This is a genomic window from Streptomyces sp. AF1A (assembly GCF_047340315.1).
Classification (GTDB): domain Bacteria; phylum Actinomycetota; class Actinomycetes; order Streptomycetales; family Streptomycetaceae; genus Streptomyces.
The window spans coordinates 1-17,100 of sequence record NZ_JBLEBI010000151.1 but is presented as its reverse complement, the minus strand read 5'-3'; the positions used below and the strand labels follow the sequence as shown (position 1 = coordinate 17,100).

20 protein-coding genes and 1 tRNA gene are annotated in these 17,100 nt (G+C 71.6%); 16 read left to right on the top strand and 5 right to left on the bottom strand.

All coding sequences use genetic code 11. From position 1 onward, the window contains the following. The coding region (locus ACLU3S_RS28810; protein WP_413954887.1) for a hypothetical protein at positions 1-194 on the top strand (194 nt) is incomplete at its 5' end. Between the two features lie 19 nt (positions 195-213). Here the strand turns inward: ACLU3S_RS28810 and ACLU3S_RS28805 are convergent. Next, positions 214-1,776 carry a helicase HerA-like domain-containing protein gene (locus ACLU3S_RS28805; RefSeq protein ID WP_413954883.1) on the bottom strand — a complete coding sequence of 521 codons (1,563 nt, stop codon included), beginning with the start codon at positions 1,774-1,776 and terminating at the stop codon, positions 214-216. Positions 1,777-1,890: 114 nt separating this feature from the next. Between ACLU3S_RS28805 and ACLU3S_RS28800 the strand changes: the two genes are divergently transcribed. Both ACLU3S_RS28800 and ACLU3S_RS28795 read left to right on the top strand, forming a co-directional pair. Beyond that, on the top strand, positions 1,891-2,187 hold the full coding sequence (locus ACLU3S_RS28800) for a type II toxin-antitoxin system VapB family antitoxin (RefSeq protein ID WP_004943146.1): 297 nt from the start codon (positions 1,891-1,893) through the stop codon (positions 2,185-2,187). Between the two features lie 130 nt (positions 2,188-2,317). Further along, positions 2,318-2,929 (top strand): LytR C-terminal domain-containing protein, encoded by a 612-nt coding sequence (locus tag ACLU3S_RS28795; RefSeq protein ID WP_413954886.1) that lies wholly within the window; start codon positions 2,318-2,320, stop codon positions 2,927-2,929. Positions 2,930-2,950: 21 nt separating this feature from the next. Here the strand turns inward: ACLU3S_RS28795 and upp are convergent, their stop codons facing one another. Next, the gene (gene upp / locus ACLU3S_RS28790; protein ID WP_413954882.1) at positions 2,951-3,586 is read right to left on the bottom strand and encodes a uracil phosphoribosyltransferase; all 636 of its coding nucleotides are present in this window, start codon (positions 3,584-3,586) and stop codon (positions 2,951-2,953) included. A 96-nt stretch (positions 3,587-3,682) separates the two neighbouring features. On the opposite strand from upp, the gene ACLU3S_RS28785 reads away from it, so the two are divergent. From ACLU3S_RS28785 to ACLU3S_RS28745, 9 genes are all read left to right on the top strand, one after another. Then, the gene (locus tag ACLU3S_RS28785; RefSeq protein ID WP_413954881.1) at positions 3,683-3,895 is read left to right on the top strand and encodes a hypothetical protein; all 213 of its coding nucleotides are present in this window, start codon (positions 3,683-3,685) and stop codon (positions 3,893-3,895) included. Positions 3,896-4,217: 322 nt separating this feature from the next. Next, positions 4,218-4,751 (top strand): hypothetical protein, encoded by a 534-nt coding sequence (locus ACLU3S_RS28780; RefSeq protein WP_413954885.1) that lies wholly within the window; start codon positions 4,218-4,220, stop codon positions 4,749-4,751. A gap of 56 nt (positions 4,752-4,807) precedes the next feature. Beyond that, a complete protein-coding gene (gene tadA, locus ACLU3S_RS28775; RefSeq protein WP_413954884.1) occupies positions 4,808-5,239 on the top strand; it encodes a tRNA adenosine(34) deaminase TadA in 432 nt (143 codons plus the stop codon). Between the two features lie 45 nt (positions 5,240-5,284). Beyond that, positions 5,285-5,369: transfer RNA gene (locus tag ACLU3S_RS28770), tRNA-Ser, on the top strand. A gap of 155 nt (positions 5,370-5,524) precedes the next feature. Next, positions 5,525-5,704, top strand: coding sequence for a hypothetical protein (locus ACLU3S_RS28765; RefSeq protein ID WP_413954880.1), 180 nt, complete (start codon positions 5,525-5,527; stop codon positions 5,702-5,704). An 8-nt stretch (positions 5,705-5,712) separates the two neighbouring features. After that, positions 5,713-6,006, top strand: coding sequence for a Dabb family protein (locus ACLU3S_RS28760; RefSeq protein WP_413954879.1), 294 nt, complete (start codon positions 5,713-5,715; stop codon positions 6,004-6,006). A gap of 171 nt (positions 6,007-6,177) precedes the next feature. Then, positions 6,178-7,014 (top strand): RNA polymerase sigma factor SigF, encoded by an 837-nt coding sequence (locus ACLU3S_RS28755; RefSeq protein ID WP_413954878.1) that lies wholly within the window; start codon positions 6,178-6,180, stop codon positions 7,012-7,014. A gap of 347 nt (positions 7,015-7,361) precedes the next feature. Continuing rightward, positions 7,362-8,270, top strand: a complete 909-nt coding sequence (locus ACLU3S_RS28750; RefSeq protein WP_413954877.1) for an RNA polymerase sigma factor SigF — start codon at positions 7,362-7,364, stop codon at positions 8,268-8,270. A gap of 308 nt (positions 8,271-8,578) precedes the next feature. Further along, a complete protein-coding gene (locus tag ACLU3S_RS28745; protein ID WP_413954876.1) occupies positions 8,579-9,028 on the top strand; it encodes a hypothetical protein in 450 nt (149 codons plus the stop codon). A gap of 50 nt (positions 9,029-9,078) precedes the next feature. On the opposite strand, the gene ACLU3S_RS28740 is transcribed toward ACLU3S_RS28745, so the two are convergent. Next, complete coding sequence (locus ACLU3S_RS28740) at positions 9,079-9,276, bottom strand: hypothetical protein (protein WP_413954875.1); 198 nt, start codon at positions 9,274-9,276, stop codon at positions 9,079-9,081. 206 nt (positions 9,277-9,482) lie between these two features. Between ACLU3S_RS28740 and ACLU3S_RS28735 the strand changes: the two genes are divergently transcribed. The 4 genes from ACLU3S_RS28735 (at position 9,483) to ACLU3S_RS28720 (ending at position 14,096) form a co-directional block, all read left to right on the top strand. Further along, entirely contained in the window at positions 9,483-9,986 is a 504-nt protein-coding gene (locus ACLU3S_RS28735; protein ID WP_413954874.1) for a MarR family winged helix-turn-helix transcriptional regulator, read from the top strand. Positions 9,987-9,999: 13 nt separating this feature from the next. Then, entirely contained in the window at positions 10,000-12,585 is a 2,586-nt protein-coding gene (locus ACLU3S_RS28730; RefSeq protein WP_413954873.1) for an MFS transporter, read from the top strand. Between the two features lie 103 nt (positions 12,586-12,688). Further along, a complete protein-coding gene (locus tag ACLU3S_RS28725) occupies positions 12,689-13,510 on the top strand; it encodes a YceI family protein (RefSeq protein ID WP_413954872.1) in 822 nt (273 codons plus the stop codon). Between the two features lie 115 nt (positions 13,511-13,625). Next, positions 13,626-14,096 (top strand): PPOX class F420-dependent oxidoreductase, encoded by a 471-nt coding sequence (locus ACLU3S_RS28720; protein ID WP_413954871.1) that lies wholly within the window; start codon positions 13,626-13,628, stop codon positions 14,094-14,096. On the opposite strand, the gene ACLU3S_RS28715 is transcribed toward ACLU3S_RS28720, so the two are convergent. Continuing rightward, positions 14,097-14,855: a TetR/AcrR family transcriptional regulator gene (locus ACLU3S_RS28715; protein ID WP_413954870.1), complete on the bottom strand. Its 759-nt coding sequence runs from the start codon at positions 14,853-14,855 to the stop codon at positions 14,097-14,099. 201 nt (positions 14,856-15,056) lie between these two features. Then, positions 15,057-17,100 (bottom strand): glycosyltransferase family 39 protein (locus ACLU3S_RS28710; protein ID WP_413954869.1); only part of this gene is annotated, 2,044 nt, incomplete at its 5' end.

The following is a 17,100-nucleotide window of genomic DNA, read 5'->3' as shown; positions in this document are numbered from 1 at the left end:
CCTGCGCTGCTGACAGACCCGCGCCCGTTCGCAAGGTCGTCCGGCTCGACGCAAGGAGCAGCACCGTCATGCCCACGGATCCCTATGCCGTCCTGCGCGCCCTGCTGCGCGCGCAGGCCAGGCGCGGTACGCGCCGCACACAGCAGCCGCAACCACCGCAACCCCAGCAGCCCGCCAAGGAGCAGGGCCGCTGATCCACCGGCGGGGGCGGGGCTACCGCCTCCGCCGGGCCGTGCCGAACAGGGAGCGCGTGATCTCGCGGCCGAGCTGGGTGCCGACCGAGCGGGCCAGCGACTTGAACATCCCGCTGCTCACGACCTGTTCGACCAGGGAGGGCTCCTCCTCGGGTGCCCGCGCGGTCTTCGGGGCCGGCGCCTGCCGCGCCGGCGCGGCGCCGCTCAGCCTCTCGAACGCCGACTCGCGGTCCACAGCCTGTGCATAACGGCCGTACAGCGGCGACGCCCGCACCGCGGCGTCCAGTTCGGCCGCGTCCACCTGGCCCATCAGGGACTGAGGCGCGCGCAGCCGGGTGGCGGCGACCGGGGTCGGGGCGCCGCCCTCGCTCAGCACGGTGACCACGGCCTCGCCGGTGCCGAGCCCGGTCAGCAGTTCCTCGAGGTCGTAGGCCGACCGGGGGAACGTCTGCACCGTGGCCTTCAGGGCCTTCTGGTCCTCGGGGGTGAACGCGCGCAGGGCGTGCTGGACTCGGTTGCCGAGCTGACCGAGGACGTCCGCGGGCACGTCCTTCGGAGTCTGCGTGACGAAGAAGACGCCGACGCCCTTGGAACGGATCAGCCGCACCGTCTGGGTGATCGCGTCCAGGAAGGCCCTGGAGGCGCCGTGGAACAGCAGGTGGGCCTCGTCGAAGAAGAACACCAGCCGGGGCTTGTCGGCGTCGCCGATCTCGGGCAGGTCGTGGAAGAGGTCGGCCAGCAGCCACATCAGGAAGGTGGAGAACAGCAGCGGTTTGTCCTGGACGGCGGGGAGTTCGAGCACGGAGACGACGCCGCGGCCGTCCTCGGCCGTGCGCAGGAACCCGGCCGTGTCGAACTCCGGCTCCCCGAAGAAGTCCGCCATGCCCTGGGCCTCGAAGGCGGTGAGCGAGCGCAGGATCACACCGGCCGTGGCGGTGGACAGCCCGCCGATGTCCTTCAGCTCCGGCCTGCCCTCGTCCGAGGTCAGGAAGGCGACGACCGCCCTGAGGTCCTTGAGGTCGATCAGCTCCAGGCCCTTGCTGTCGGCGTAGTGGAAGATCAGGCCGAGGGACTGCTCCTGGGTCTGGTTGAGCTGGAGCACCTTGGCCAGCAGCACCGGGCCGAACGAGGTGACGGTGGCCCGTACGGGGACCCCGTGGCCGAGGCCGCCGAGCGCGAGGAACTCCGCCGGGAAACCGGCCGGTTCCCACCGCTGCCCGGTCTCCGCGGCCCGCTTGCGGACCCGGTCGTTCGCCTGCCCCGGACGGGCGATCCCGGACAGGTCCCCCTTGATGTCCGCGAGGAACACCGGCACCCCCTGCGCCGACAGCTGTTCGGCGATCAGCTGGAGCGTCTTGGTCTTGCCGGTGCCGGTGGCGCCCGCGACCAGGCCGTGCCGGTTGAGCATGGCCAGCGGGATGCGGACGGGGGCGTCCGGGTGGCACCGCCCGTCCCACAGAAGTGCGCCGAGGTCGAGGGCGGGGCCGCTGAAGGCGTACCCGGAGGCGATCTTCCGCGCCTCGGCGGGGAGCGCCGCGGCCCCCTCAGGGGCGTCGTACGACGTGGTGTCGCTGTCACTCATGTCGGCCCCCTGGGACCATTAGTAGCCCGAATGACCGTTTTGCGCGATCTTTTCAAGCGTCGCACTCCCCCGCCATGGCTGCGCCCGGAAGGTCTTGACCGGTAGGCTTTCCGTGTGATCTTCAAGCGCATCGGAAACGGCCGGCCGTACCCCGACCACGGCCGGGAGAGCACCCGGCAGTGGGCGGACGTCGCGCCGCGCCCGGTCCGCCTCGATCAGCTCGTGACCACCAAGCAGCAGCTCGACCTGGAGACCCTGCTCGCGGAGGACTCGACGTTCTACGGCGACCTCTTCGCGCACGTCGTGAAGTGGCAGGGCGATCTCTACCTGGAGGACGGCCTCCACCGCGCGGTCCGTGCGGCCCTCCAGCAGCGCCAGGTGCTGCACGCGCGCGTGCTCGAGCTCGACTGACCCGGCGCGACACGGCCGTTGGCCTCTTGACCCTTTCGGGTTCCACTGAGCGGCATCGACTGATCATCTAATAGGCATCGCCGCTCGGGCGCACTACGCTGCGCCCATGAGCATGCTGACTCCCCCCGGCATGGGCGGCAAGTACCGGATCACGGGAGACAAGTACCCCCGGATGCGCCCGCGTCGGCGGCGCGGCAGGCTGATCGTCGTGGTGGCGGCCTCCGCGTGCGCGCTCGGCGTGCTCGGCTGGGGCACCCTGCAGCTCATCGACGTCTTCACCGGCGGCAAGAAGTCCGCGGCGGAAGGTACGGCGGCGGACTGCCGGACCAAGCCCGCCGCCGCGACCCCGGTCAAGGCGCTGCCCGAGCCGGGCCGGATCACCGTGAACGTCTACAACGCCACCCAGCGCACCGGGCTCGCCAAGGAGACCGCGGACCAGCTGAAGAAGCGCGGCTTCCGGATCGGTGACGTGGGCAACGCGCCCAAGGAGTACGACAAGAAGATCAAGGGCACCGGGGTGCTGCTCGGCCCCGCCTCCGCGCTGAACACCTCGCTGCCGGTGCTGGCCGCCCAGCTCGCCGGCGCCGAGCAGCGCACCGTGGCGGGCCGCAAGGGCACCGCCCTCGACCTGATGATCGGCGACGCCTTCAAGGGCCTCGCCAAGCCGGCGGACGCCCACCAGGCCCTGGCCAAGCTGACCGCGCCCGCGCCGGCGCCCACCGCGACGAAGAACAACTGCTGAACCGGCGGGCGGCCGTGCGCGCTACTCGGCCGCGCCGTACAGCCGGTCCCCCGCGTCTCCGAGGCCGGGGACGATGTAGCCGTGCTCGTTGAGGTGGTCGTCCACCGCGGCCGTGACGACCGTGACCGGCGTGCCCGCCAGCTCGCGCTCCATCATCGCGACGCCCTCCGGCGCGGCGAGCAGCACCACGGCGGTGACATCGTCGGCGCCGCGCTTGATGAGCTCCTGGATCGCCGCGACCAGCGTGCCGCCCGTGGCCAGCATCGGGTCCAGGACGTACACCTGGCGGCCCGAGAGGTCCTCCGGCATGCGCGAGGCGTACGTGGAGGCCTGCAGCGTCTCCTCGTTGCGGATCATGCCCAGGAAGCCGACCTCGGCGGTCGGCAGCAGCCGCACCATGCCGTCCAGCATGCCCAGGCCGGCGCGCAGGATGGGCACCACCAGCGGGCGGGGACGGGCGAGCTTGACGCCGGTGGTCTGCGCGACCGGCGTCCGGATGTCGACGGCCTCGGTGCGCACGTCCCGCGTGGCCTCGTAGGCGAGCAGGGTGACCAGCTCGTCGGCGAGCCGGCGGAAGGTCGCGGAGTCGGTGCGCTGGTCGCGCAGGGTGGTGAGCTTGTGGGCGACCAGGGGGTGGTCGACGACGTGGAGACGCATGCCCCTAACGGTACCCGCGCCCCGGACCCGGCCGACTCTGGCGTGAAACCCCCCGAACGGGGGAAAGTGGGAGGGACGGACTGGGTGGTGTGTGACGTGCCTGACCTGCCTGACAAGCCCGACGAGGCAGCCGATCCCGGGACGGACCGACCCGACGCGCCGGAGACCGACGCCGAGCGCCGGCGCCGTCGCGCTCGCTTCCTGCGCGAACTCGCCGAGGCCCGCGCGCTGCGCGCCCGGGTCCAGCCGCGACGCGCCAAGACGGCCCGGCTGCGCCACGCCATGCGCATGCGTACGTTCCGCTGGTAGGAAGGAAACCGTGAGCAAGGCCCGGTAGGCACAATCCGGGTGAGGAAGACCGGTCCCCGTTGCGACGTTTCCGAGGTGGGCGTGCGTGAACGCCGGGAAAAGCCGCGTACGATCCGCAGGTGGCGGCAACGAGTGGCCGGTCGGGCCCATGAGGATTCACGATCGAAACAGCCAGACACAGGGAGCCGAAGACGTCCCCTGAACGCCTTGTTTCTGCCACGATTCCGAGTGGGTGGGGCTCGGAGCCCAGGCTCTCCCCGCCCAAGTACCTCCGCCGGGGGGACCCCCAACCGGCACGCCTATGACCAGTGGGAGAGTCACGGTGTACTTCGCCGCACTGCTCGCGCGCACCGAAGACGGGTGGGAAGCGAGCGACACAGAGCTCGACGATGTGGAGACCCTGTCGGATCTGGCCGACCTGGCCCGGGAAGCCTCTCCCGACGAGGACACGGTGCTCGTCCTGATCGAGCAGGAGGACGCCTGGTTCGGCGTGGTGCGCGTGGACGGCGAGGACGACCCTCGCATCTACGTGTCGGACGCGGCCGCCGCCGCGCGCAGCGCCTACGGCGAGCTGCTGCTCACCGACGAGTTGCTGGGCCGGGAGCCCGGCGCCGACGACGGCCCCGACCTGGACTCCCTGGACCTCGACGGCACGGAGGACGGCGAGTCCGAGTCCGACGACGAGGAGGAGGGCGGCGCCGGCGACGCGGTGCCGCACAGCCCGGTGGGCGACAGCGAGATCCTCGACGACCTCGGCATCACCGAGAAGGAACTGCGCGCCCTGGACGCCGACGACGCGCTGAGCGCGATCGCCGAGGCGCTGGGCGCCTCGGAGGTGCTGGAGACCGTCCGCTGACCGCCGGGCACCCGTCGGCCGCCCCGGACCCGGTGCGCGACCGCTGGCGGGACGCGATGCGGCTCGCCCTGGGCGAGGCCCGGCGCGCCGTCCGGGGCGGGGACGTCCCCGTCGGCGCCGTGGTGCTGGCACCGGACGGCACGACGGTGCTCGCGGCCGGGCACAACGAGCGCGAGGCGACCGGCGACCCCACGGCCCACGCGGAGGTTTTGGCGATCCGCCGGGCCGCCGCGCGGCTCGGCCAGTGGCGGCTGTCCGGCTGCACCCTCGTCGTCACCCTGGAGCCGTGCACCATGTGCGCGGGCGCCCTGGTGCAGTCGAGGGTGGACCGGGTGGTCTACGGCGCTCGGGACGAGAAGGCGGGCGCGACCGGCTCGCTGTGGGACGTGGTGCGCGACCGACGGCTCAATCACCGCCCCGAGGTCATCGAGGGCGTACTCGCCGCGGAGTGCGCCGAACTCCTCACGGAGTTTTTCCGGGATCGGTGAATACCGATTTCAAACCTTGCCCCACCTTGTTGTAGGGTCTCCCTCGGTAGCGTGTCCGAGCGGCCGAAGGAGCTCGCCTCGAAAGCGAGTGTGGCGCAAGTCACCGAGGGTTCAAATCCCTCCGCTACCGCTCGAAGAAGGGCCCCGTCTCACGGCGGGGCCTTTTCGCATACCGGGCCAAAGAACCCCCCTCGGCGGGCCGTTGGACCCCGGTCGGTCCGTGGCGGTTACACTCGCCGCCGGCAGCAGGGGTGCCCGTCGGGCAAGGCAGCAGGGGAGGCCGCGGTGGCGGTGAACGCCAAGAAGATCGCCATGTACGCGCTGGTGGTCTTCGTGCTGTACGTGATCATCACCGACCCGGCCAAGGCGGCTTCCTACGTCCAGATAGGCTTCGAGGGCATTTCGGACGCCGCGAAGGCCATAGGCGACTTCATGACGTGGGTCGTCGACGGCGGAAAGAACTGAGGTCCCCCATGATCCGCCACCTGGTCCTCTTCAAGCTCAACGAGGGCGTCGAGCGCGACGATCCGCGCGTCGTGGCGGGCGTGGAGGCCTTCCGGGCCCTCGGCGACCGGATCGAGGAGCTGCGGTTCTGGGAGTGCGCCTGGAACATCAGCGACCGGCCGATCGCCTACGACTTCGCCGTCAACTCGGCCGTCGAGGACACCGACGCCCTCAAGCGCTACCTGGACCACCCGGCCCACCAGGCGGGTGTCGCCCTGTGGCGTGAGTTCGCCACGTGGGTGATCGCGGACTACGAGTTCTAGCCCCTTCGCCACCGAAGCCCCCCGCCGGAATGGCGGGGGGCTTTCGTGCGTTTTACGCCCCAACTTGTCATTGTTTGAACACAACACGGCGTTATGCGGTGCTTGCACACAGTGGACATGTCTTGTGATGCTATGACCGCTTTTGCCGGATGATTGATCGAAGAGGTGGCGTTGACCGTGTCGGCCAGTACTGCGCCGCCCCAGGAGGAGGCGCCCGCCCCCGCCTCCTCGGCCTCCGAGAAACGCCGTGGCGCCGACACCCGTGCCCTCACCCAGGTGCTCTTCACCGAGCTGAAGGACCTCACCCCCGGCACGCCGGAGCACAACCGGGTGCGGGGGGCGCTGATCGAGGCCAACCTCCCGCTCGTGCGCTATGCGGCCGCCCGCTTCCGCTCCCGCAACGAGCCCATGGAGGACGTCATCCAGGTCGGCACCATCGGCCTGATCAACGCCATCGACCGGTTCGATCCCGACCGGGGGGTGCAGTTCCCGACCTTCGCCATGCCGACCGTGGTCGGCGAGATCAAGCGCTACTTCCGGGACAACGTCCGCACGGTGCACGTGCCGCGCCGGCTGCACGAGCTGTGGGTGCAGGTCAACAGCGCGACCGAGGACCTGACCACGCTGCACGGCCGCTCCCCCTCCACCGCCGAGATCGCCGAGCGGCTCAGGATCAGCGAGGAGGAGGTGCTCAGCTGCATCGAGGCGGGGCGCTCCTACCACGCCACCTCGCTGGAGGCCGCGCAGGAGGGCGACGGACTGCCCGGCCTGCTGGACCGCATCGGCTACGAGGACCCGGCCCTGGACGGCGTGGAACACCGCGACCTGGTCCGCCATCTCCTCGTGCAACTGCCCGAGCGCGAACAGAGAATCCTTCTGCTGCGCTACTACAGCAATCTCACCCAGTCACAGATCAGCGCGGAACTCGGCGTCTCCCAGATGCACGTCTCCCGCCTACTCGCGCGTAGCTTCCAGCGGCTGCGCTCCGCGAATCGCATCGACGCATAACCGTGCCGGCCGGGTGCATACCGTGCGCCCCGGGGGATGCATAGCAGGCGCACCGAAGCACACACCCGAACGGCCCTGCATCGCAAACCCGATCGAGCGCTAACCGGCGCGGGCGAATCGCTCACCAGGGCGGTTGCCGACAGCTGCCCCCCGAAAAGCCGTCAGACCCCTTCTTTCCAGGGCCGATTCGCATCTCGCATGTCGACATGTCACTACAGCGCGTTGCCGACATGTGACATTCTGCGGGAAGCGCGTTTGCCGGGGCCTCGGCTCCGGTATTCAGGTGAAGGCTGCATTGCTCGAACGACGATGCGGCCGCGACCGTCCCGCGACCCAAAGGGGGTGGCATGTCCGCAGAACAGGGCAGCTCGAAGGTGCTGACGCCCACTGAGACGGCACCCAAGGAGCTCGACGCTCTCGACGTCCTCGACGGCATCGAGGGCGTCACGGCCCTCGAAGCCGTGCCGGCCCCGGCCACTCCCTCCGCGGGTGAGGCCATCGACACCCGCACCCTGTCCCGTTCCCTGTTCCTGCGGCTCGCCGCACTCGACGAGAACAGCCCCGAGCGCGCCTACGTCCGGGACACCCTGATCGAGCTGAACCTGCCGCTCGTCCGCTACGCGGCCGCGCGCTTCCGCTCCCGCAACGAACCGATGGAGGACATCGTCCAGGTCGGCACCATCGGCCTGATCAAGGCGATCGACCGCTTCGACTGCGAGCGGGGCGTGGAGTTCCCGACGTTCGCGATGCCGACGGTGGTCGGCGAGATCAAGCGCTTCTTCCGCGACACCTCGTGGTCGGTGCGGGTCCCGCGCCGCCTGCAGGAGCTGCGCCTGGCCCTCACCAAGGCCAGCGACGAGCTGTCCCAGAAGCTGGACCGCTCCCCGACCGTGACCGAGCTGGCCGCGGTGCTCGGCGTCTCCGAGGAGGACGTGGTCGACGGCCTCGCGGTCGGCAACGCCTACACCGCCTCCTCCCTGGACTCCCCCGCCCCCGAGGACGACGGCGGCGAGGGCTCCCTGGCCGACCGGCTCGGCTACGAGGACACGGCGCTGGAGGGCGTGGAGTACCGCGAGTCCCTCAAGCCGCTGCTGGCCAAGCTCCCGCCCCGGGAGCGCCGGATCATCATGCTGCGCTTCTTCGCGAACATGACCCAGTCCCAGATCGGCGAGGAGGTCGGCATCTCCCAGATGCACGTCTCCCGACTGCTCACGCGGACCCTGGCCCAGCTGCGCGAGGGCCTCATCTCCGACTGAGGCTTCCCATCTGACGGAGCGTCAGCCACCATGGCCGGATGCTCCGTACCGGGATGCTTCGTACGACGACATGGACACATGGCCGCCGAGGCGCCGTTGCGGCAGCGTCGGCGGCCGTCGTGTGCCTGGGCGCGACGCTGGGGGCGTGCGCCGCGTCCGGCGGCGGCTACGTGGCGGTGGGCGGCACCGGCCGGACGCACCCCGCGGATGCCACCCCGACGGGATCGGTGACGCTGGTACCGCTGGAGGGTCCACAGGGCGGCGATGCGGCACGCGACCGCAACTCCCCGGCACGTACGGATGGTTCGATGCGGAGCGGGCGGCCGCGCACCCCCGGGCCCGGCGCGGGCACCGCCTCCGGTGCCCCGGACGTCACCGGCGGCGCGGACGGCCGTACGACACCGGCTCCCGCCTCACCGGCCCCAACTCCCGGTCGCAGCCGTGCGTCTGGGCCCGCCGACCTCTCCTGGGGCGCCCCGGCGACGGCGGCGGCCGACTCACGCCGGTGCCAGAAGGTGACCGTCGCCTTCCGCAACTCGGGGGGCACGGCCGTGCGTTCGGGCACGGTGACGTTCGGGACGCACATCATCGGCGCGCTCGGCATCGACTGGGGAACGGTCTCCTCGACCGTGGACCTTCCGGTGCCCATCGCGGCGGGCGCGCGGAGTAGGCCCACCTGGACGGTGTGCGTCGACGCATGGCGCGTGCCGCTCGGCGTGCACATCGAGACGCGGGACGTGTCCGTCCAGTGGCAGTGAGCGGTGCGGCAAGGGGCGGAAGCGACCGGCGGTGATCGCCCGGGCCGGTCCTACTTCATCGCCAGCCACGCGACCCCGGCCACCACGGCGATCGCCACGATGACGCCGACGATCAGGCCGATGCGGGGACCGGAGGAGGCCGCCGCCTGCTGCCGCTGTCCCTGGGGAGCCTCGTCGACGAACGCGCGGAACATCTGGGTGCTGCCGGCGGGGTCGTAGTTGCCCTGGGGGCCCTGGGTGTTAGCCATGCCCCGAGACCTTAGCGAAGACGCGCCCGGCCGCCCAAGTGGGGGGCCACCGGGACAGACGGGGGCACCCCACCCGCACCGACGTGCATATTTACGACAGCAATACTTGCCTTTGCCAAGTTTTTGTCCGGGCGGACCCCTCTTTATTTGCCTGCAGCAACCAATCGCTCCTATGGTTGCCCAAAGCAACGAATACGGGAGGTGTGATGGCCGAGCAGAGGCAGTTCGAAGAGCTGGCGCGTCAGCTCAGTGCCGTCGGTGCCGTGAAACGGGACCTGGGGCGGATCCTGCCGTCCGACTGCCCGGCCGGCTCGGCCACCGTGCTGACCCTGCTCGGCCGCCACGGCGACATGCGCATGAGCAAGCTCGCGGAGCTGCTCGCCGTGGATCTGTCGGTGACCAGCCGGCACGTCGCGCACGTCGCCGCACGCGGCTGGATCGAACGGCACCCGGACCCGGCGGACAAGCGCTCGCGCATCCTGCGCCTGACGCCCGCGGGCCTGGCGCAGCTGGACGAGCTGTCCCGGCGGACCACGTGTCTGCTCGCCGAGCGGCTGAGCGACTGGACCGACGACGAGGTCGGCCAGCTCATCCGGCTGATGGGCCGGCTGCGCGCGTCCTTCGGCGACTGCCGCTCCGCCCCGCTGCGGCCCGCCTCCACGGCGGCTCCCGTATTCGACGAGACCACCCGTACACCCGCAAGCACGTAAGCAAAGGAAGCCCATGGCAACGACCACACCAGCCGGTGTGCGGGCTCACGCCAAACACGGGGGAGGCTCCTCGGAGGGCCACGCCCCGATGTCACACCGGCAGATCATGGAGGCACTGTCCGGCCTGCTGCTGGGCCTGTTCGCCGCCATCCTGTCCTCGACGATCGTCACGAACGCACTGCCGACGATCATCAAGGAACTCGGTGGCGGCCAGTCCGCCTACACCTGGGTCGTCACCGCGGCGCTGCTCGCCCTGACGGCCTCCGTGCCGCTGTGGGGCAAGCTCGCCGACCTGGTCAGCAAGAAGGCGCTCGTCCAGATATCCCTGGTCATCTACGTCGCGGGCTCGGTCGTCGCCGGCTTCGCGCAGAACCCCGCGATGCTGATCGGCGCGCGTGTCATCCAGGGCCTCGGCGCCGGCGGTCTGTCCGCCCTGGTGCAGGTCATCATGGCCGCGATGATCTCCCCGCGGGAGCGCGGCCGTTACTCCGGTTACACCGGCGCCACCTTCGCCGTCGCCACCGTCGGCGGCCCGCTGCTCGGCGGTGTCATCACCGACACCTCGTGGCTGGGCTGGCGCTACTGCCTGTTCGTCGGCATCCCCTTCGCACTGATCGCGCTGGTCGTGCTGCAGAAGACGCTGCACCTGCCCGTGACCAGGCGGAAGGTCAAGGTCGACTGGACCGGCGCCTTCTTCATCACCGCCGCCGCCTCGCTGCTGCTGGTCTGGGTGACCTTCGCCAACGACAAGTACGACTGGCTGTCGTGGCAGACGTACACGATGGTGGGCGGCACGATCGTGCTCGCGCTGCTGTTCGTGCTCACCGAGACCCGGGCGTCCGAGCCCATCATCCCGCTGCGCCTGTTCCGCAACCGCACGATCTCGCTGGCCTCGCTGGCCTCCCTGTTCGTCGGTGTCGGCATGTACGTGGGCACCGTCTTCTTCTCCCAGTACTTCCAGCTGGCGCGGGACAAGTCCCCGACGATGTCCGGCGTCATGACCATCCCGATGATCGGCGGCCTGTTCGTCGCGTCCATGGTCTCCGGCCGGTTCATCACCAGCACCGGCCGCTGGAAGGGCTGGCTGGTCGCCGGCGGTGTCTTCCTCACGGCGGGCCTCGCCCTGCTCGGCCTGATGCGCTACGACACCCCGTACTGGCAGCTGTCGATCTACATGGCGCTCCTCGGCATCGGCGTCGGCATGATGATGCAGAACCTGGTGCTGTCCACGCAGAACCAGGTCACCCCCAAGGACCTGGGCGCCGCCTCCTCCACGGTGAGCTTCTTCCGCTCCCTCGGCGGTGCGGTCGGCGTCGGCGTGCTCGGCTCGGTGATGAGCGACCGGATCACGCACTACGCCAAGGACAGCATCCTCGACCTGAGCCCGAAGGCGCGGATCGCCGCCGCCAAGGCCGTCGGCGGCGGCGACCTGCCCGACATGAACGCGCTGCCGAAGCCGGTGCGCACCTGGCTGGAGAGCGCCTACGGCCACGGCATCGCGGACATCTTCCTCTACGCGTCCCCCTTCGCCCTGATCGCCTTCCTCACGGTGCTGTTCATCAAGGAGGTCCCGCTCAGGACGACCGGCGCGCTGGCGCAGGCCGCCCAGGCCGCCCAGGCCGCCCAGGACAAGGCGGGGGTCGTCGCGGAAGCCACCGCCGCGCTCGAGACCACTGTGGAGAACGTCATGCAGGAACCCGTGCAGCACAGGCAGCAGAAGGTGCCCAGCTGGGCCGAGCCCGCCGTGGCGGCGGACCGCTTCCAGGGCGCGGCTGCCACCGCCACCGCCACGCAGACGATGACCGCCGTCGCCACCGTCGCCGGGCCCGGCGCGTCCGGCGGCACTCCGGTGCACGGCTTCGTCCGCGGCGCCGAGGGCGCCCCGGTCCCGCAGGCCGCGGTCACCCTGATCTCGCTGTCCGGCCGCCAGCTGGGCCGCTCGGTCTCCCAGGCCGACGGTTCCTACGGGCTGTCCGCCCCGGGCACCGGCTCGTACGTCCTGATCGCCTCGGCCGACGGCTACCAGCCGCAGGCGTCCACCGTCGTGGTGGGCGAGGAGCCGCTGGCGTACGACATCCTGCTCAGCGGCACCAGCGGGCTGACCGGCGTGGTCCGGGCCGTCGGCAGCGCGCTGCCGGTCAAGGACGCGATGGTGATCGTCACCGATGTGCGCGGTGACCTGCTGGCCTCCACCGCCACCGGCGAGCACGGCCAGTTCGCCTTCACCGACCTGGTGCCGGGCCCGGTGACCGTCGCGGTCAACGCGAGCGGGTTCCGGCCCCGCGCGCTGCCGGTCGAGGTCGGCGCCACCGGGATCACCCGGATCGAGGTCGACCTGGACGCCGGCGCCCGGCTCCAGGGCGTCGTCAGGGCGCCGTACGGGCCGCTGGCCGACGCGCGTGTCACGCTGGTGGACCAGGCGGGCAACGTGGTCGGCACCGCCACCACCGGCGAGGACGGGGCATACGCCTTCACCGACCTGGACACCGGTGAGTACACCGTCATCGCGACCGGCTACCCGCCGGTGGCGACCGGGCTGAGCGTCACCGGCACCGGAGTCGACGACCACGACATCGAACTCGGCCACCCCGGCGAGTAGTTCCACCCGGCCCGTGGCGGGGCACGCTCCGAGCGACGACCTCCCCCGCCGCGGGCCGGTTCTTCGAGCGACCATTGAGCAAGGCATTTCAGGGAGAAACGGGATGGGACTGACCGCGAAAATCCGTACGCGGGACGGGTGGGCCGTGTCGCACGCGGTCGTCACGGTGACCGACATGACCGGCACGCAGGTGCTGCGCGCCGAGGCGGACGCCGAAGGGGCCGTGCGGGACGCCACCGAGCTGGCGCCGGGGGCGTACACCGTGATCGTCACGGCCGTCGGGTACGCGCCCGCGGCGTCCAGCGCGATCGTCACCGCCGGCGGACGGGCCGAGGCCGGCACGATCACGCTGGCCCGGCAGGGCGGCACCGAACTGCCGCCCCCCGGCCCCTGGACGATCGACCCGGTGCACTCCTCCGTCGCCGCGGTCGCCCAGCACCTGGGGATCTCCAGCGTGCACGGCCGGTTCACGGAGTTCGGCGGCACGATCGAGATCGCGCCCGACGACGTCACCAAGTCCCGTGTGGAGGCGGTGATCCGCGCGGCCTCCATCGACACCGGCAACGGCATGCGCGACACGCACCTGCGCTCCGCCGACTTCCTCGACGTGGAACACCACCCGGAGATCACCTACCGCTCCACCGGGCTGTCGGTGGCCGGCTCGGACCGCTGGACCGTGCACGGCGAGCTGTCCATGCGCGGCGTGCTCCGCCCGGTCGACCTGGACCTGGCCTACCTCGGCACCGGCGCCGACCCGTGGGGCGGCACCCGCGCCGCCTTCCGCGCCACCGCGGAACTGCGCCGCGAGGACTTCGCGATGAACTACAACCAGGTCCTCCAGGCGGGCATCGCCGCCGTCGGCACGACCCTGAAGGTGGAGCTGGACATCCAGGCGGTCCAGGGCGACTCGCTGCCGGCCGTCTAGCACGGTGCAGTGGCCTTCGCCGGCGCCCGCGGCCCCGGCCGGGGGCGCCGACGCGCCGAGCCTGAGCCCAGCAGGGTCAGGCTGCATCCCCGGCCCGCCCTCTAGGCTGCGGCCCATGGCACCGAACATCGCGACCAACACCCGTGTATCGCTGGACGACCTGCTGGAGTTCGTACGCCCCCGCCACCGCGCCCTGCTGCTCACCCGCCGTGCCGACGGCGGCCCGCAGGCCTCGCCGCTGACCTGCGGCGTCGACGACTCCGGCCGGATCGTGGTCTCGACCTACCCCGAGCGCGCCAAGACCCGCAACGCCAAGCGGGACCCCCGGGTCAGCCTGGTCGTGCTCAGCGACGACTGGAACGGCCCCTGGGTGCAGATCGACGGCACCGCCGAGGTGATCGACTCCCCCGACTCGGTGGAACCGCTGGTCGAGTACTACCGCAACATCGCCGGGGAGCACCCCGACTGGGACGAGTACCGCGCGGCCATGGTCAAGCAGGGCAAGTCGCTCATCCGCATCACCCCCGAACGCTGGGGCCCCGTCGCCACCGGCGGCTTTCCGGCGCGGCTGGTCGGCGGGGAGTGATCAGCCCCGCGCCACCATCGCCTCGATGCCGGCGATCAAGAGGTCCAGGGCGAAGGTGAAGTCCCGGTCCATCATCTCGGCGACCGTGTCCCCGCCCCGGGCGTCCATGATCTTCCGGGACTCCTGGATGAAGCCCGCGGTCGCCGGGTCCTGCTGGACCGAGTGCAGGGCCTGCCGGTAGTAGTCGTCCGGGCTGAGGCCGGAGTCCGCGATCCGCGACATGAACTGGGCCTCGATCGTGCCGTAGCCGTACACGAACTGGAAGACGGCCGCGATGGCGCTCGTCACCCGGTGCTCCGGCAGCCCGGCCCGGCCGAGGATGCGCTGCACGCAGCGGGAGAAGCCGAGCGAGTGGGGGCCGATGTTCAGGTACTGCCCGGCCAGCCGCGACAGCCAGGGGTGGCGCACCAGCAGCGCCCGGTACTCGGCGGCCAGCGCCCTCAGCTGCTTCCGCCAGTCGGCGTCGTCCGTCTCCTGGGCGGGCAGCCGCAGCTCGCCGTAGGCCGCGTCCAGGGCGAGTTCGAGCAGGTCGTCCTTGGTGTCGACGTACCAGTACAGGGACATGGCGGTGACGTTCAGCTCACCGGCCAGCCGGCGCATGGAGAACTTCGCGAGCCCCTCGGCGTCCAGCAGCCGTACGGACGTCGCGGTGATCCGCTCCCGGTCCAGGCCCGAGGGCTGCCCGGCGCGCCCGCCGCGTCGCGGCTTCTCCCGCAGCCACACGCTGCCCCGCGCCGACCGCGCATCCCGCTTCGCCATCGACGCACACCCTCCTGAGATACCGGCCCTGTCCCACACTGTAGGGGCGGGGCCGCATCCGTCCGCGGCCACCGGCGCGTGAACGCCGCCGGCCCCACCCGGACGGTCAGGCTCCCCGCTCCGCCCGGCGACGACATGGTGTACCCCCGCGCGGCGCCTCGCTGCACGGGGGTACGACACGGCTTCTTCCGGCAGCCCTCCTCAGCCGCTCTTCTTCTGCGTGAGGTCGTAGAACGTGGCCGAGCCGGCCGTGACCTTCTTGAAGGTGCTCTGGACCCACGAGCTGATCCGGGAGGCCGTGCCGGCCTCGCCACCGCCCCCGCCGAAGCCGCCTCCCGCGATGAAGTAGTGGATCCTGCCGTCCGCCACGTACTTCTCGAACTGGGCCAGGGTCGGGGAGGGGTCGGTGCCGTTGAAGCCACCGATCGCCATCACCGGGTCACCGGTGGCCAGCTGGTAGCCGGCCGCGTTCTGGGAACCGACGGAGGCGGCGACCCAGGTGTACCGCGCGGCGTCCTTCTCCAGCAGCTTCCTGGCCGCGGAGGAGACGTTCGCGCCGTTCAGCAGGCCGCCGGCGCCACCGCCCGGGCCGCCCTCGCCCATGCGGCCGGCGCCGGGCAGGCCGCCTCCGCCGGGCAGGGCCCGGCCGTTCGGGCCCTGCGGGCTGCGGCCGTTCGGGCCCTGCTGTCCCGGCACGCCTCCGCCGAAGCCGCCGCCGGGGAGGCCGTTGCCGCTCTGCCGTCCCTGTCCCTGCGGGGCCTGCTGTCCCTGCGGGCCGCCGCCGAAGCCGCCGCGCATGCCACCGCCGTTGGCGCCGCCCGGGCGGCCGCCGCCGAAGCCCATCGTGCTCGCGCCCGCCGGACCGGCCGTCGGGATGGAGCCGGTGTGCGCGGAGTCCACCGTGCTGAGGGTGTACGCGGTCGGACCGGCGAGCGCGGCCACCAGGCCCAGGGCCGCCGCCCCCAGGGCCGTCCGGCGGGGGACCCGGCCGGCGAAGACCAGGCCCAGCGCGGCCGCCAGACCGCCGGCCGGCACCAGCCACCTCAGCCAGGGCAGATAGCCCGGCGTGCGGTCGAGCAGGACGTATCCCCAGACGGCCGCGGCCACGACGGACCCGGCCAGGGTGATCGACGCCCAGGTCTGCCCGCGCCTCTCCCACAGCAGCCCGGCGCCCATGCCGACGACGGCCGCGAGACAGGGCGCGAGCGCCACCGTGTAGTACTGGTGGAAGATGCCGGCCATGTAGCTGAACACCAGCGCGGTCATCAGCAGGGAGCCGCCCCACACCAGGAACGAGGCCCGGGTGACGGAGGCGCGCCTGAGCCTTCTGGTGGCCACCAGGCCGGCGGCCAGCAGGATCAGCGCGGCCGGGAGCAGCCAGGAGATCTGGCCGCCGATCTCGGAGTTGAACATCCGGTCCCAGCCGGTCGCGCCCCAGCGGCCCGAGCCGTTCCCGCCGCCACCGCCGCCGACGCTGCCGGTCTCGTCGCCGCTGATCCGGCCGAGGCCGTTGTAGCCGAACGTCAGCTCGAGGAAGCTGTTGTGCTGTGAACCGCCGATGTAGGGGCGGGAGGAGGCCGGCCACAGCTCGACGATCGCGACCCACCAGCCGCCGGAGACGACCAGTGCCACGGCCGCGAGGCCCAGTTGCGCCAGGCGCTTCCCGAGCCTCACCGGACCGCAGACGGCGTAGACGATCGCCAGCGGAGGCAGGATCAGGAACGCCTGCAGCGTCTTGGCGAGGAAGGCGAAGCCGATCGCCACTCCCGCCCACACCAGCCACCGGGTGCGCCCGTCCTCCACCGCCCGTACGACGAAGTAGCAGGCCAGCGCCATCAGCAGGGCCAGCATCGCGTCCGGGTTGTCGAACCGGAACATCAGCGCCGCGACGGGGGTGAGCGCCAGCACCGCGCCCGCGATCAGGCCCGCCGCGGGGCTGAACCGGCGTCGTACGCCCGCGTACACGACCGCCACCGTGCCGACGCCCATGAGGACCTCGGGGGTCAGGACGGCCCACGAGTTCAGGCCGAAGATCCGGACCGACAGCTCCATGGGCCACAGGAAGGCCGACGGCTTGTCGACGGTGATGGCGTTGCCCGCGTCCAGCGAGCCGAAGAAGAACGCCTTCCACGACGTGCTGCCCGCCTGCACGGCCGCCGTGTAGAAGGAGTTGGCGTAGCCGGACGCGTCGAGGTTGCAGAGGTAGAGCAGGAGGGTGGCGGCCAGCAGGCCGAGGAAGGCCGGG

What these genes read in the sequence shown, in the direction of transcription:
- ACLU3S_RS28745 (WP_413954876.1), top strand. Translation starts at nt 8,579, where the DNA reads ATGCGGAGCGGGCGGCCGCGCACCCCCGGGCCCGGCGCGGGCACCGCC.
- ACLU3S_RS28720 (WP_413954871.1), top strand. Translation starts at nt 13,626, where the DNA reads ATGGCACCGAACATCGCGACCAACACCCGTGTATCGCTGGACGACCTG.
- ACLU3S_RS28735 (WP_413954874.1), top strand. Translation starts at nt 9,483, where the DNA reads ATGGCCGAGCAGAGGCAGTTCGAAGAGCTGGCGCGTCAGCTCAGTGCC.
- ACLU3S_RS28805 (WP_413954883.1), bottom strand. Translation starts at nt 1,776, where the DNA reads ATGAGTGACAGCGACACCACGTCGTACGACGCCCCTGAGGGGGCCGCG.
- ACLU3S_RS28750 (WP_413954877.1), top strand. Translation starts at nt 7,362, where the DNA reads ATGTCCGCAGAACAGGGCAGCTCGAAGGTGCTGACGCCCACTGAGACG.
- ACLU3S_RS28795 (WP_413954886.1), top strand. Translation starts at nt 2,318, where the DNA reads ATGGGCGGCAAGTACCGGATCACGGGAGACAAGTACCCCCGGATGCGC.
- ACLU3S_RS28725 (WP_413954872.1), top strand. Translation starts at nt 12,689, where the DNA reads ATGGGACTGACCGCGAAAATCCGTACGCGGGACGGGTGGGCCGTGTCG.
- ACLU3S_RS28715 (WP_413954870.1), bottom strand. Translation starts at nt 14,855, where the DNA reads ATGGCGAAGCGGGATGCGCGGTCGGCGCGGGGCAGCGTGTGGCTGCGG.
- tadA (WP_413954884.1), top strand. Translation starts at nt 4,808, where the DNA reads ATGCGGCTCGCCCTGGGCGAGGCCCGGCGCGCCGTCCGGGGCGGGGAC.
- ACLU3S_RS28760 (WP_413954879.1), top strand. Translation starts at nt 5,713, where the DNA reads ATGATCCGCCACCTGGTCCTCTTCAAGCTCAACGAGGGCGTCGAGCGC.
- ACLU3S_RS28740 (WP_413954875.1), bottom strand. Translation starts at nt 9,276, where the DNA reads ATGGCTAACACCCAGGGCCCCCAGGGCAACTACGACCCCGCCGGCAGC.
- upp (WP_413954882.1), bottom strand. Translation starts at nt 3,586, where the DNA reads ATGCGTCTCCACGTCGTCGACCACCCCCTGGTCGCCCACAAGCTCACC.
- ACLU3S_RS28730 (WP_413954873.1), top strand. Translation starts at nt 10,000, where the DNA reads ATGGCAACGACCACACCAGCCGGTGTGCGGGCTCACGCCAAACACGGG.